13 protein-coding genes are annotated in these 14645 nt (G+C 67.4%); 8 read left to right on the plus strand and 5 right to left on the minus strand.

Features of this window, described 5'->3' with window-relative positions; all coding sequences use genetic code 11:
• Nucleotides 1-11: 11 nt before the first annotated feature.
• Entirely contained in the window at nt 12-1121 is a 1110-nt protein-coding gene (locus AC5P8Z_RS07195; RefSeq protein WP_295568601.1) for a toxic anion resistance protein, read from the plus strand.
• A 69-nt stretch (nt 1122-1190) separates the two neighbouring features.
• Here the strand turns inward: AC5P8Z_RS07195 and AC5P8Z_RS07200 are convergent, their stop codons facing one another.
• Complete coding sequence (locus AC5P8Z_RS07200; RefSeq protein ID WP_495228587.1) at nt 1191-2078, minus strand: LysR family transcriptional regulator; 888 nt, start codon at nt 2076-2078, stop codon at nt 1191-1193.
• A gap of 96 nt (nt 2079-2174) precedes the next feature.
• Between AC5P8Z_RS07200 and trpB the strand changes: the two genes are divergently transcribed.
• The 6 genes from trpB (at nt 2175) to AC5P8Z_RS07230 (ending at nt 8066) form a co-directional block, all read left to right on the plus strand.
• Complete coding sequence (trpB, locus tag AC5P8Z_RS07205; RefSeq protein ID WP_495228589.1) at nt 2175-3392, plus strand: tryptophan synthase subunit beta; 1218 nt, start codon at nt 2175-2177, stop codon at nt 3390-3392.
• Complete coding sequence (locus AC5P8Z_RS07210) at nt 3389-4075, plus strand: hypothetical protein (protein ID WP_495228591.1); 687 nt, start codon at nt 3389-3391, stop codon at nt 4073-4075. The genes trpB and AC5P8Z_RS07210 overlap by 4 nt, the downstream gene beginning before the upstream one ends.
• A gap of 1 nt (nt 4076) precedes the next feature.
• Nucleotides 4077-4886: a tryptophan synthase subunit alpha gene (trpA, locus tag AC5P8Z_RS07215; protein WP_495228592.1), complete on the plus strand. Its 810-nt coding sequence runs from the start codon at nt 4077-4079 to the stop codon at nt 4884-4886.
• A gap of 205 nt (nt 4887-5091) precedes the next feature.
• Entirely contained in the window at nt 5092-5967 is an 876-nt protein-coding gene (gene accD / locus AC5P8Z_RS07220; RefSeq protein WP_019660593.1) for an acetyl-CoA carboxylase, carboxyltransferase subunit beta, read from the plus strand.
• Complete coding sequence (gene glmM / locus AC5P8Z_RS07225; RefSeq protein ID WP_495228593.1) at nt 5967-7325, plus strand: phosphoglucosamine mutase; 1359 nt, start codon at nt 5967-5969, stop codon at nt 7323-7325. The genes accD and glmM overlap by 1 nt, the downstream gene beginning before the upstream one ends.
• Nucleotides 7326-7583: 258 nt before the next feature.
• Nucleotides 7584-8066, plus strand: a complete 483-nt coding sequence (locus AC5P8Z_RS07230) for an RcnB family protein (RefSeq protein WP_495228595.1) — start codon at nt 7584-7586, stop codon at nt 8064-8066.
• 20 nt (nt 8067-8086) lie between these two features.
• Here the strand turns inward: AC5P8Z_RS07230 and galE are convergent, their stop codons facing one another.
• From galE to AC5P8Z_RS07250, 4 genes are all read right to left on the minus strand, one after another.
• On the minus strand, nt 8087-9127 hold the full coding sequence (gene galE / locus AC5P8Z_RS07235; RefSeq protein ID WP_495228596.1) for a UDP-glucose 4-epimerase GalE: 1041 nt from the start codon (nt 9125-9127) through the stop codon (nt 8087-8089).
• Between the two features lie 68 nt (nt 9128-9195).
• Nucleotides 9196-10053 (minus strand): polysaccharide deacetylase family protein, encoded by an 858-nt coding sequence (locus tag AC5P8Z_RS07240; RefSeq protein WP_495228598.1) that lies wholly within the window; start codon nt 10051-10053, stop codon nt 9196-9198.
• Nucleotides 10046-11191, minus strand: coding sequence for a glycosyltransferase family 4 protein (locus tag AC5P8Z_RS07245; protein WP_495228599.1), 1146 nt, complete (start codon nt 11189-11191; stop codon nt 10046-10048). Before AC5P8Z_RS07245 ends, AC5P8Z_RS07240 begins: the two co-directional genes overlap by 8 nt.
• Nucleotides 11192-11209: 18 nt before the next feature.
• Nucleotides 11210-13090 carry a DUF3413 domain-containing protein gene (locus tag AC5P8Z_RS07250; RefSeq protein ID WP_495228601.1) on the minus strand — a complete coding sequence of 627 codons (1881 nt, stop codon included), beginning with the start codon at nt 13088-13090 and terminating at the stop codon, nt 11210-11212.
• 161 nt (nt 13091-13251) lie between these two features.
• Here AC5P8Z_RS07250 and AC5P8Z_RS07255 point away from each other — a divergent pair, with 161 nt between their 5' ends.
• The gene (locus AC5P8Z_RS07255) at nt 13252-14229 is read left to right on the plus strand and encodes an isopenicillin N synthase family dioxygenase (protein ID WP_286069234.1); all 978 of its coding nucleotides are present in this window, start codon (nt 13252-13254) and stop codon (nt 14227-14229) included.
• Nucleotides 14230-14645 lie beyond the last annotated feature (416 nt).

Here is a 14645-nt window from a genome sequence, read left to right on the forward strand (position 1 = left end):
GAGACTGCCCGATGACCCAGGACAGCCAGACCCCCGGTGCCCTCGTGCCCGGCACGACCACCGCCGCTCCGCTCGACGAGGGCGCATTGCAGGCACTGGGCCTGGTCCGCGAGGATCTGCCGCGCATTGCCGAGATCCGCCTCGAGCTGGACGATCTTCGCCCGGGCAACCTGCAGGTCTTCGGCCGCGAGGCGGCCACGCGTACTGCAGCGTTCTCCAGCCAGTTGCTGGACCAGGTGCGCAACCGCGACCTCGATGCCAGTGGCGACAAGCTGGGTGAAGTGGTGCGCATCGCCCGCAGCCTGAAACTGGAGGGTTTTGCCCAGCGTTCGAAGGTGCCGGTGATCGGCGGCCTGATCGATCGCCTGCGGGTGTCCAAGGGCGAGCTGGTGCAGAAGTTCAGCGACACCAATGCGCAGATCGAACAGCTGATGGGCGACGTCGGTGTGCAACAGGCGTTGATGGGCAAGCGCGTCGCCGAGTTCGACCGCATGCACGAAATCGTCCGCGAAGAACGTCACGCGCTGGGCCTGTATGCCGCCGCCGGCAAGCAGCGCCTGGCCGAACTGCGGGCCGAGCAGGTGGCGGGGCAGGGCAGCGACGACCCGCAGCAGCGCATCCGCCAGGGCGAGATCGACAACGCGATCCGGCTGATCGAGAAGCGCGTGTCCGACCTGCAGCTGATGCAGCATGCCGCCGACCAGTCGCTGCCGATGATCCGCCTGATCCAGGCCAATGCGTTGCAGCTGATCGAGAAGTTCAACACCGTCCGCGACATCACCATTCCGTCGTGGAAGCGCCAGTTCGCGATCCAGCTGTCACTGGGCGAGCAGAAGGCCGCGGTCGAGCTGTCCACCGCGATCGACGATGCCACCAACGAGCTGATGCGCCGCAACGCCGACCTGCTGCGTCAGGCCTCGGTGGATACCGCACGCAGCAACCAGCGCGGCGTGATCGACGTGGCCACCCTGCGCCACGTGCACGACCAGCTGATCGCCACGGTCGAGGAAGTGCGCAGCATCCATCGCGAAGGCATGCAGCAGCGTCAGCAGGCCGAAGTCGAGCTGTCGCGCCTGCGCGACGACCTGCAGCAGCGCCTGGCCGCCCCGACCGCCAGCTGAAAAAAGGGGCGGAGGGGATCAAGGCGCAAGTGGCACAAACGACTTGATCCCCCCGTCCCTGCTTCGTTGTCAGCGCAGTTGCTGGCTCGCCCAGTCCGCCAGTGCTTCCACGCGCGGATTGGCCGGGCCATCCGGCCATGCCAGTACCCAGAAGCCGCCGGTGGCGGCAAAGCCCCAGGGGGCGACCAGGCGGCCTGCCGCCAGGTCTTCGGCCACCAGCGGCTCCGGCGCGATCGCCGGACCCAGCCCGGCGACCGCGGCTTCCAGCAGGTAGTACAGATGCTCGAAGGCCGTGCCCAGCTGCAGCTTCGACACGTTCAGCTCGTGCGCCTGTGCCCATGCCGGCCACGCCTGCGGCCGTGAGTGGGTATGCAGCAGTGTCTCCTGCAGCAGTGCTGCAGGCGGTGCATGCCGCAGGCGCTGCGCGGCCGGGTGCGAGGGTGCAACCACCACGCCAACCCGCTCCGGGGCCAGTTCACGTATCTGCCAGCCACGTGGCCACGGCCCCTGCGCAAGCAGCAACACCGCATCCAGTGCGGCCTGCGCCTCGGTGAAACTGCCATCCAGCGCCGACCACTGCAGGCGCACGCCGGGCAGCGCGGTCTGCAGCGCGGGCAGCCGGGGAATCATCCAGCGTGCCAGCACGCTGCCACTGCACCCCAGCACCAGCGCCGGGGAGGCCGCCGGTCGTCGCAACTCGCGCACGCAGTCCTCGATGCCGCTGAAGGCCTCGCTGCAGGCTGCCTGCAGGCGGGTGCCCGCGGCGGTCAGGCGCAGGCCCCGGCCGGCGCGCTGGAACAACGCCATGCCAAGGTGATCCTCCAGCAGCTTCAACTGCCGGCTGACTGCACCATGGGTGACATGCAGGTCCTGCGCGGCGCGGCCGACCCCGCCGAGGCGGGCGGCGGCTTCGAACGCACGCAGTGCATTGAGCGGGGGCAGGAGGGATGTGCTCATGTGAGATTTCCTGACGATATACGCCAGATAATATCGATTTTCCGGTCATGACCTGTGCGCTAGAGTATCCACCTGTCTGAACCACCGGTCGTATCCATGTCTGTCTCCCCCATTGCCGACTACCACGTCTTCCCGGATGCCCAGGGCCATTTCGGCCGCTACGGCGGCAGCTTCGTTGCCGAAACCCTGGTCGGCCCGCTGCAGGAACTGGCCCAGGCCTATGACCAGGCCCGCCAGGACCCGGCATTCCAGGCTGCCTACGACCGCGACCTGGCGCACTACGTGGGCCGGCCGAGCCCGATCTACCACGCCCAGCGCCTGAGCGACCATGTCGGCGGCGCGCAGATCCTGCTCAAGCGCGAAGACCTGAACCACACCGGCGCGCACAAGATCAACAACACCATCGGCCAGGCGCTGCTGGCGGCGCGGATGGGCAAGAAGCGCATCATCGCCGAGACCGGCGCCGGGCAGCATGGCGTGGCCAGTGCCACCGTCGCCGCGCGGCTGGGCCTGGAATGCGTGGTGTACATGGGCGCCACCGACATCGAGCGGCAGAAGATCAACGTCTACCGCATGAAGCTGCTCGGTGCGACGGTGGTGCCGGTCACTTCCGGCTCGGCCACCCTGAAGGACGCGCTCAACGAAGCGATGCGCGACTGGGTGACCAACGTGCAGGACACCTTCTACATCATCGGCACCGTGGCCGGCCCGGATCCGTATCCGCGCATGGTGCGTGATTTCAACGCCATCGTCGGCCGCGAAGCGCGCGAGCAGATGCTGGCCGAATACGGCCGCCTGCCGGACGCGATCACCGCCTGCGTGGGCGGCGGCAGCAATGCCATCGGCCTGTTCCATGCCTTCCTCAACGATCGCCAGGTCGAGATCGTCGGTGCCGAAGCGGCCGGCGACGGCATCCATACCGGTCGCCACGCCGCGTCCATCGCTGCTGGCCGCCCGGGCGTGCTGCACGGCAACCGCACTTATGTGCTGTGCGACGACGATGGCCAGATCATCGAAACCCATTCGGTGTCGGCCGGCCTGGATTACCCCGGCGTCGGTCCGGAGCACGCGTTCCTGGCCGACAGTGGCCGCGCCCGCTACCTCGGCATCACCGATGAGGAAGCGCTGCAGGCCTTCCATCTTCTGGCCCACACCGAAGGCATCCTGCCGGCACTGGAATCCAGCCATGCGCTGGCGCAGGCAATCAAGCTGGCGCGCGAGCGGCCGCGCGACCAGATCGTGCTGTGCAACCTGTCCGGCCGTGGCGACAAGGATGTGCATACCATCGCAGCGCGAGAAGGTCTGGAGCTGTGAATCCGATGCTGCGCCATGGTGGCGCGCTGGTGCTGGTGGTGGGCTTGGGCGGTTGCACACCGCCCGATCCGCCCGTGCTGGCGCCCGCGCCGGCGGCACCGGCGGCCATCGCAGCGGCGCAGCATCCGGCCAGCAATGACGACATGGCCCACCGTCCGATCGACGATGCGCCCGCGCCCGTGGTTGCTGCGGCCGTCGATGCGGGCAGTGCACCGGCCGTCGTTTCGGTGGCGCTGGACCATGCGGGCGATGTGCTGATCGGTCAGCAGTTCGGCGAAGTGCAGGCCGATGGCCAGTGGCATTCGGCCGGCCTGTACGAGGCCACGCAGGGTCGCTGTGAGTATTACGAGCGCGGCACGCTGCCGGAGGGCGTGGCGATGATGGTGCAGGACGGCGACGTGGTGCGCTTTGACCTGGCCCCGATCGATGATTCCGGGCAGGTGGTGGTGCAGCCGGGGCCCTTCGGCCTGCGCCTGGACATGCCGCGTGCCCAGGTGCTGGAACGGCTTCCTCCCGGCGCCACCGCGCAGCCCTATGGCGAAGATCCCGAAGCGGGTGAGAGCCTGCTCTGGCAGGACCCGGGCTCGGACCTGGCGATCCGCGTGGGGATCGTCGATGGCGTTGTATCAAGAATGTACTGGGGCGCCAGCGGCGCCGTTGACCTGATTGAAGGATGTACCTGACATGTCCGTTGAGCGTATCGATGCCTGTTTCGCCCGCCTGCGTGCCACTGGCCGCAAGGCGTTGATCCCTTTCGTCACCGCCGGTGATCCTTCCCTGGAGGCGACTGTGCCGGTGATGCACGCCCTGGTCGAGGCCGGTGCCGATGTGATTGAACTGGGCGTGCCGTTCTCCGACCCGATGGCCGATGGCCCGACCATCCAGCGCAGCTCCGAGCGCGCGCTGGCACGGGGAGCAGGCAGCCGCTACGTGCTGCAGGCAGTGGCGCAGTTCCGCGAGCGCGATACGCAGACGCCGGTGGTGCTGATGGGCTATCTCAATCCCGTGGAGATTCATGGCTACGCGGCATTCGCCACGGCGGCGGTGGCGGCGGGCGTGGACGGCGTGCTGCTGGTCGACCTGCCGCCGGAAGAAGCCGGCGAAGCGCAGCAGGCGTTCGATGCGGCCGGCTTGGCGCTGGTGCTGCTGGCCTCGCCCACCACCAGCGAAACGCGCGCCGACAAGCTGCTCGCGCTGGCCCGCGGGTATCTCTATTACGTGAGTTTCGCCGGTGTTACCGGCGCGTCCGAGCGGCTGGACAGTGACGCCGCCAGCGCCCGCCTGCAGGCCCTGCGCGCGCGCGCGTCGGTACCGGTGGTGGCCGGTTTCGGCATCAAGGACGCGGCCAGTGCTGCGGCGATGGCGCGCCAGGCCGATGGCGTGGTGGTCGGCAGCGCACTGGTGGCAGCGCTGGCCGAAGCAACCTCGGCCGACGACGCCGCGCAGCGTGCCGGCGCCTTCCTTGCCCCGCTGCGGCAGGCGCTGGACGCGTAATGGCAGCGCCGGGCCATGCCCGGCGGTGCGGCAGGCAGGACATCCGCCGGGCATGCCCGGCGCCACCAGCACCTAAACGTACGTCCCAGCATGGTTTTTTCCGGCTGCCCCATGGCTGGCAAGGGGGTGCACGGGCAGGGAAAGCGGAGCTAGACTGTCCGCCTTTGCGGCCCCCGGGCCGCCCTGAACGGAAGTGTCCTCCCGCATGAGTTGGCTCAGCAAGTTGATGCCGTCCGGCATCCGCACCGACAACACCCCCAGCAAGAAGCGCAGTGTCCCCGAGGGCCTGTGGGAAAAGTGCAGCAACTGCGGCAGCGCGTTGTACCGTCCGGAGCTGGAAGAAAACCTGGAGGTCTGCCCGAAGTGCGGCCACCACATGGCGATCCGCGCGCGCGCGCGCCTGGCGGCACTGTTCGATGCCGACAGCACCACCGAGATCGGTGCGCGCCTGGGGCCGACCGACCTGCTCAAGTTCAAGGACCAGAAGAAGTACAGCGAGCGCATCAAGATCGCGCAGAAGAACACCGGTGAGTATGACGCGCTGATCGCCATGCGCGGCCTGCTCAAGGGGCGTGCGCTGGTCGCCTCGTCGTTCGATTTCGCCTTCATGGGGGGGTCGATGGGCTCGGTGGTGGGTGAGCGTTTCGCGCTGGCCGCTGAAACCGCAGTGGAGATCGGCGCGCCTTACGTGTGCTTCTCGCAGAGCGGCGGCGCGCGCATGCAGGAAGGCCTGTTCTCGCTGATGCAGATGGCCAAGACCTCGGCCGCGCTGGGCAAGCTGCGTGAAGCCGGCCTGCCGTACATCTCGGTGCTGACCCATCCGACCACCGGCGGCGTGTCGGCGTCGTTCGCGATGCTGGGCGACATCAACATCGCCGAACCGCAGGCACTGATCGGCTTCGCCGGCCCGCGCGTGATCGAGCAGACCGTACGCGAGAAGCTGCCGGAAGGCTTCCAGCGTTCGGAGTTCCTGCTGGAGCACGGCGCCATCGACCAGATCTGCGATCGCCGCGAACTGCGCGACCGCCTGTCCGACCTGCTGGCCATGCTGGGTCGGCAGCCGGCGCCGCAGGTGGCTTGATGGGAGGCCGCAAGTACTTCGGTACGGACGGCATCCGCGGACGGGTCGGCCAGGGGGTGATCTCGGCCGACTTCGTGCTGCGCCTGGGCAATGCCCTGGGCCGCGTGCTGGTCGCCCAACGTGGCCAGGACGGGCGCCGGCCGATCGTGGTGATCGGCAAGGACACCCGCATTTCCGGTTACATGTTCGAGGCGGCGCTGGAGGCAGGCCTGGTCGCGGCCGGTGCCGATGTGCAGCTGCTGGGACCGATGCCGACGCCGGCCGTGGCCTTCCTGACCCGTACGCTGGGCGTGGACGCCGGTATCGTCATCAGTGCCTCGCACAATCCGCATTACGACAACGGCATCAAGTTCTTCTCCGCCCAGGGCGAGAAGCTCGACGATGCCACCGAGCTGGCCCTGGAAGCGGCACTGGACGTTCCGTTCACCACGGCTGAGTCGGAAAAGCTGGGCAAGGCATTCCGCGCACGCGAGGCGATCGGCCGCTACATCGAGTTCTGCAAGGCCAGTGTGCCGCGCACCTTCGACCTGCGTGGCCTGCGCCTGGTACTGGATTGCGCGCACGGTGCCACCTACCAGATCGCGCCGCTGTTGTTCCGCGAACTGGGGGCCGAGGTGATCGGCATCGGTGCCGAGCCCAATGGCGTGAACATCAACGCCGGTGTGGGTTCCACTCATATCGACAACCTGGCGGCGAAGGTCCGCGAGACCCGTGCCGATCTCGGCATCGCCTTCGACGGTGATGGCGATCGCGTGCTGATGGCCGACGACCAGGGCAACCCGGTGGACGGCGATGACCTGTTGTACATCCTCGCCCGTGCGTGGAAGGCCGAAGGCCGCCTGCGTGGCCCGGTGGTCGGCACGCTGATGAGCAACTACGGCGTCGAGAAGGCATTTGCCGATCTGCAGATTCCGTTCTTGCGCAGCAATGTTGGAGATCGCTACGTGCACCAGGCGCTGGTTGAAGGCGATGGTGTTCTCGGCGGTGAGGCCTCCGGCCACCTGTTGTGCCTGGACCGGGCCACCACCGGCGACGGCATTGTCAGCGCCCTGCAGGTACTGGTGGCACTGCGCAACAGCGGTCAGACCCTGCGGCAGGCCCTGAAGGGCCTGGTGCGGGTACCGCAGAAAACGGTCAACGTGCGGCTGGGCAATGTCTCGGCCAAGGCCGTCGTGCAGGCCGACAGGGTGCAGGCCGCGCTGGCGGCCGCGCAGCAGTCGGTGGCCGGCCGTGGCCGTGCGTTCCTGCGCCCGTCCGGTACCGAGCCGGTGGTGCGCGTTACCGTGGAGGCCGATGACGCCACGCTGATGCAGGAAACGCTGGATCGGCTGTCTGCAGCGGTGCGTGAAGCCGCCTGAGTCGCGGCGGCGGTACAAGCTGAAACATCAACATGGCCGCGTTTGCGGCCATGTTGCTTTCCGGCGGCAGTGGCTGAACGATGCACGACCGGTAAGCATGTTCAGCTGCGGCTGGGCGCTTTGTGACGCATCTTGAACGACCCGCAGCGTATTCCCGGTACCAGGCTCCCTTGCAATCACGCAGGTCTTGCGCGGGCGGGGAGCCGGTCGGAGCGGACCGCGCTCCATCCTTCTTCTTCTGTTGCAAGGACCCTGACCATGAACCCCTCACTGCGCCACAGCCGCCGCCTGCTGGCAGGGGCGCTGCTGGTGATGCCGTTGCTGGGTGGCATCTCCATCGCCAGTGCCGAGCGCCGCCCTGACGGCGGGCCGCACATGTCCGCACCGCGCGAAGAACCGATGCGGGCGCCCTGGGGCTACCCGCGGATGGAACGCCCCCGTGAACTGGGCAATGCGCGGCCCGCGTTCCGCGACGACTACCGACACAACTTCCGCGCCGACCATGCCTTCCGCATCGGGCCCTATCATCCGCCGATGGGCTATGCCTACCAGCGTTGGCACTACGGCCAGATCCTGCCGCGCCCGTACTGGGTGGGGGACTACATCCTCAACGACTTCTGGCTGTTCGGCCTGGACATGCCGCCGATGGGCTACGAATGGGTGCGCTATGGCCCGGATGCGCTGCTGATCAGCACCGGAAATGGTGAGATCGTGCAGGTGGTGTACGGGCGCTTCTTCTGACCATTGGGTACCTGCCCGCATCAGCGCGCGGGCAGGTGCGTTGGCACTGTACCTTGCGTGGCCTGTGCCATCGCCCGCTGCCACTTCCAGGTGTCCCGGCACATGTCGGTGAGATCGTGGCGGGCCTTCCAGCCCAGCTCGCGCAGGGCCAGCGTTGCATCGGCGTAGCTCACGGCGATGTCGCCGCTGCGGCGTGGGACGATGCGGAACGGAACATGGACACCGGTCGTCCGCTCGAAGGCCTGGATCAGTTCCAGCACGCTGTGGCCCTGGCCGGTGCCGAGGTTGAGCGTGATGCTGCGCCGCTGGTCGCGAAGGAACTGCAGGGCCAGCACGTGGGCGCTGGCGACGTCCTGCACATGGATGTAGTCGCGCACGCCGGTGCCGTCATGGGTCGGATAGTCATCCCCGAAGACCTGCACTTCCGGCAGCAGGCCGGCCGCGACCTGCGCGATATAGGGCATCAGGTTGCTTGGCGTGCCATGTGGCAGCTCGCCGATGAGCGCGCTGGCGTGGGCGCCGACAGGGTTGAAGTAGCGCAGCGTCGCGATGTGCAGGCCCTGGCCCGTTGCCGCCAGGTCGGCGAGCAGCTGCTCGACCACCAGCTTGGTGCGCCCATAGGGCGTCATCGCGCAGGTCGAGGCAGTCTCGGCCACCGGGCAGCGGTCCTGGTTGCCGTATACCGTTGCCGAAGAGCTGAATACCAGCAACGGCACGCCTGCATCCTGCATGGCACCGAGCAGGGCAATCGAGCCGCTGATGTTGCTGTCGAAGTACTGCAGTGGAATCTGCTGGGATTCACCGACGGACTTGAGGGCCGCGAAATGCAGGACGGCATCGATCGCGTGCGCCTGCATCAGGGCGGCCATGCGCGCCCGATCACGGATGTCGAGCTGCACGAAGGTCGGCGCCGTACCGGTGATCCTGCCAATGCGCTCGATGACGCCTACATCGCTGTTGCACAGCGAATCGACGATCACCACGCTGTGCCCCTGCTGCTGAAGTTCGACGCACGCATGCGAGCCGATATAGCCAGCACCGCCGGTCACCAGGACGTTCATTGCCTTCACTGTTCCTTGGAATCCATTCGTAAACCGGATGCTGCCGCTGCAGGGAGGGAGGTAACCATCTACGGGCCCGGCGCCATCTTCTTCTGACGCGCCTTGAAGCCGTTGAAGATCGGTGCGATCAGCGGGTTGTAGCTCCACGCGATGCGCTTGCGCAGCCAGCTGGCCGGGCGGTTGCGGATCGCGAAGCGATAGATGCGCTCAGGATCGCCACCGACCACGTTGCGGCCGAACGGGTGGGTGGTGTGCAGGTAGCGGAAGCCTTGTTCGCGTGCCACTTCGATGTAGTCATCGTCGAAGTCGCCATAGGGCCAGCACAGCGTATCGGAGACTTCGCCGAGCTTTTCCAGCAGCGTCTGCTTCGCCATGGCCAGATCGCCGCTGATGCCTTCGCGGCGCTGTGCACGGTCCAGGTCATCGCGCTTGAGCCAGCGGGTGTGGCTGTGGGTGTGGCAGTGGACCTCGAACGTGCCGGCTTCGATCGCCGCACGCGCTTCGCTCCAGCGCATCATCACCTCATCGCTGCGGCCCTGCTTGTAGATCAGGTCTTCGCAGGCGCGATGTTCCGGCGTGACCGGCAGCTCGGCGCCCGCAATGCCTGCATGCGGACGGATCGGGCCTTCGTGCATCCAGCCGGTGACCACGAACACCACCGCATGCATGCCGTACTTCTGCAGGATCGGATGGGCATAGACCCAGTTGTCCAGATAGCCATCATCGAAGGTGATCACGATCGACTTGCGCGGTACCGGCTTGCCGGCCAGGAAGCCGGCGTACTGGTCCAGCGTCAGCGAGGTCCAGCCGGTGCGTGCGAGCCAGGCGATCTGGCTCTCGAAGTTTTCCGGGGATACGGTGATCATGCCCGGCGAGTTGCTGACATGGTGGTGCATCAGCACCGGTACGGTTCTGGCATTAGCCATGACCCAGCTCCTTCAACCATTGGAGGTAATAATTTTCGGTGGCCTCTCCGTGGCCGCTCGCGTTGAACCGCGGGCTGCTGCGGATCCAGTCCCAACCGGCGCGGCCCATCTGCCGGCGGCGCTCCGGATCATCCACCAGCAGCCGCAATGCGCCGGTGAGTGCCGCGTCGTCGCCCAGCCGGGTGAGGATGGCATTGCTGCCTTCCACCACCATTTCAGGCACGCCGCCAACATGATGCGAGACGATCGGGAGTGCCGCTTGGGCGGCCTCGAGGAACACGGTGCCCGAGGCTTCCTTGTGGGTGGCCAGCGCGAAGATATCGAAGCCGGCCATCAGTCGGTGGGCATCGCTGCGGAAGCCGAGCAGATGAACCTGCGTGTCCAGGCCGAGCTCGCTGCGCAGCGCCTGCAGGCGACCCATGACCGGTTCGCCGTCACCCACCACGGCCAGGTGAAGGTCGGGGTTGGCCTTGCACAGGGGCGCAATGGCGCGCAGCAGCTCGGCATGGCCCTTGGGCTCGCGCAGCACGGCCACGCAGCCGACCACGATGTCGCGCTCGGCGAAACCCAGCTCGCCGCGGACCTGTGAGCGGGTGTCCTGCAGGTTCTTCCAGGGATCGCCCTGCTCGGGGGTGTCCCAGCGCGGGGGCGTCGCCATCGGCGGTACGATGCCGATGCGCTCGGCGGCGATGCCACGGTCGACCAGCAGCCGCTTGACGAAGTCGCTGACGGTGATGATCCGGTGCGGCAGGCCGGTATAGGTCAGCAGCGAGTTGACCGGGCTCATCAGGTGGCGCGAGCGCACCACCAGCGGTGTGCCGCCCAGGCGCGCGCCGGCTGCGGCGATCATCGTGTCGCGGCGGCTTGTGGTGTTGACCACGTCGTAGCGCTCGCGCCGCACCAGGCGCGATACCGACCCGATGCCGCGCAGCAGCCGCGCCAGACCGCCCATGCGCAGGGTATGTACGGTGAAGCCGTCATCGCGTGCAAGCTGGGCAAGCCGGGCGTCGGGCTGGCACAGCAGGGACACCTGGTGCCCACGCGCACGCATCACCTGCATGTGGCGGAAGATGTAGATCTCCTGGCCGCCCATTCCTTTGGCGGCTTCGGTATGCAGGATACGCAGCGGGCGATTCATGGAAACCATCCTTTGTGGTCAGCGGTTGCGGAAGCGGGTCAGCGCTTCCCAGGCGGTACGGACGGCCGCGGCATCCGGGGCCTGTTGCGGGAGAGGGCGGTACTGCAGATCCAGCGCGGTGGCGTTGCCGAACTTGTCGAATACGTAGATGGCATCGCCATGGCGCACGGCGCGTTGCGACCAGCTTTCCACCACCAGCGCACGTTCGCCGGCGGGTTCGGCCAGCAGATCCTGTCCGGTGCTGAAGTCGGTCAGCGCGTTCTCGCAGCCCAGTGCATGACGCATCAGGGTTGGCACCCAGTCCTCGTGCGAACTGGTGCGGGCCTCGTGGCCGCTGCCCTGGCCTGGCCAGTGCAGTACGAACGGCACCTGCAGCTGGTAGTCGGAGAAATTGCCGTTGTGGCCCCAGTAGTTCAGCTTCAGGTCGTTGAACTCCTCGGCATGGTCGCCGGTAACCAGCACGATGGTGTCCTGGTCCAGGCCCTGCGCGCGGAGGTCGTCCAGCAGGGTCCCGACCAGACTGTCGGCGTAATGCACGGCGGTCCGGTAGCGGTTCAGTTCCGGAGTCGGGTCGTGGTCCGGGCCGAAGCTGAGGAAGTCGATGGCCTGCGCCATCGGGGTTGCCAGCGGCGGGTAGCCGGCCGGCATGTGATAGGGCGCATGGGTGGAATCGAGGAACACGAAGCCGAACCACGGGGTGTGCGTCGCCTGGCTGGCACGGATGTCCTTGCGCAGCGAGGCGACGATGCTGCTGTCGCGTCCTTCCGAGCCCAGTTGCGAGGGCCCTTGGTGCAGCTGCTCGCGCACGTCGGCGAACACGGTGCGGTCGAATTCCGGGCTGTACAGCGGCGCACTGCCATACAGATGCAGGTCGTACCCCTGCTGGCCCAGCACCTTGAACAGCTGCGAGCCGCGCTGCTCGTCAAGCATGCTTGGCCAGTAGCCGCCCGGCAGGCCGTAGAGCAGGCCGAACAGGCCATAGCGGGTGGCGTTGCCGGTGCTGAAATGCCGGTCGTACACGCGCGCGGACGCGGCCAGCGCCGAGGTGTTCGGCATGATCTGTGGGGTGAGGGCGTCGTGGCGCAGCGATTCCAGCACCACCATCAGCACGTTCGGGCGGTGCGGACTCTGGCAGCGCAGCGGCTGCAGCGGATACAGCAGCTGCGCATGCCGCGGATCCGGCAGGCCGACCTGTTGTTCACTGACCACGCCCAGCCTGCGCATGAAGCTCTTGGCGGTGATCGGCTGGGCCCAGGGCAGGTAGTTCCACTGGGCGATCACGTCACGATCGCCGCGGGCATCGTAATAGGCAGTGGCCACCTGGCCGCCGGCCATCAGCAGCACGACCAGCGCCCAGCCCTGCAGGACGCGCCGCCGACGTGGCGCGGCGGGCAGCAGTTTCCAGCAGGCCCAGGCCAGGATGCCCTCGGCGGTGAAGATGGCCGCCACCAGCAGGCCGACCTGCACCCAGGTCTTCCACGACAACGCCACCTGGTCCTGCAGGGCGCCGCCGAACACCATGTTCACGACCATGGCGTTGAGGTGGAAGCGGTACAGGGTGAACACCTTGGCATCGACCAGCAGCAGGCACAGCCACAGGCCCTGCAGCAGCACCGCACTGATGCTGAGCGTACGCGCGCTGCGCGGCCACAGGCCCAGCAGCAGGGGCAGCACGCCGGCCAGCGCGCCGAAGGCAAGCAGGTGGCCGGGCAGGGCGACCGCCAGGTAGGCCAGGCCCTGGCCGCCGCCCGGGTTGTCGCGCAGCGGCACGTTGCCCAGGGTGACCATCGCCGCCAGTACGGCATTGCCCAGTACGAACAGGGACCACCACGCCAGCCGGCGCCAGCGACGGGCGCGGCCTGCGAGGGACGTGGCGGCGGCATCTGGAACGATGGGCATGGAAGTGCAGGTCGGCAGGCGGTCAGGAGGCGCGGAGGGGGCCTGCGGCGACACGTGATGGAATCGTTAAGTTGCCACAGGTCGCGCATTGTATCGGTTTGTTTCCAGGTATCGAGTAGCGTCCGCCGGTCGATCTGTCACAATGTTCATGCGGGCCATGAATGCGCTGGCCCTCCAGACCCAATGACAAGCCAGGAACCGCTGTGAGCCAGATCCCCACCCTCGACATCACCCGTTTCGACAGCGACCGCGAGGCCTTCGTGGCCGAGCTGGGCGCGGCCTATCGCCAATGGGGATTCGCGGGCATCCGCAACCACGGCATCCCGCAGGCCGACATCGATGCGGCCTACGATGCCTTCAAGGCCTTCTTCGCCCTGCCGGAAGAGGTCAAGCGCAAGTACCACGTGGCCGGCAGCGGCGGCGCCCGCGGCTACACCCCGTTCGGCGTGGAAACCGCCAAGGGCTCCAAGCACTTCGACCTGAAGGAGTTCTGGCACATCGGGCGTGAAATCGCCGACGACTCCAAGTACCGCGACGTGATGGCGCCGAACCTGTGGCCGACCGAGGTCGAGGGCTTCCGTGAGCGCGGCTACGGCCTGTACCAGGCGCTGGACAACCTGGGTTCGCGCGTGCTGTCGGCGCTGGCCCTGCACATCGGCCTGCCGGAAGACTTCTTCGCCGACAAGACCAACTTCGGCAACTCGATCCTGCGCCCGATCCACTACCCGCCGATCACCACCGACGACATCCCGAACGTGCGTGCCGGCGCCCATGGCGACATCAACTTCATCACCCTGCTGGTCGGCGCCAGTGCCGCGGGCCTGGAAGTGCAGTCGCACGAGGGCGAGTGGGTGCCGTTTACGTCAGACGCGGACACGATCGTGGTCAACATCGGCGACATGCTGCAGCGCCTGACCAACCATGTGTACCCATCGACCATCCACCGCGTGGTCAACCCCCCGGGCGACCTGGCGCGCCAGCCGCGTTACTCGGTGCCGTTCTTCCTGCACCCGAACCCGGACTTCCTGATCGACGTGCTGCCGTCGTGCATCACCGCCGAGAACCCGAGCCGGTACCCGGAGCCGATCACCGCCCACGGCTTCCTCGAGGAACGCCTGCGCGAGATCAAGCTGAAGTAATGAAAAGGCCGCCGAAAGGCGGCTTTTTCATTACGGGTAGCGCCGGGCTGGGCCCGGCGAGCGCAGCGGAGGGTGTTCGGCAGGGTTGCACCCTGCACCCGCAGAGGCCAAAGCCAAAGCCGAAGCCGAAGCCGAAGCGGCTCTGGTTTTCTGCTGGATGGGTGGGGCGGTGTGGGCTGGCAGGGACGCCGTAAACCCCGCTCCGCGGTCCGGCCCAGCCGCTGGCGGCTGCGCGTTCGGGCGCTTGCGAAGCAGTGCTTCGCAAGCAAAGCGCCCTCACCCCTGGGGGCTCGATGGCGCCATCCATGGCGCCAACGGTCCTGCCAACCCACACCGCCCCGCCTTCGGCAGTCTCCCGGTGACGGTTGGTAGGTGTCGACCTTGGTCGACACGGTAGATCCACGCCATGCGTGGAT

It is taken from the genome of Stenotrophomonas sp. YJH_SMC_17, from assembly GCF_059371655.1.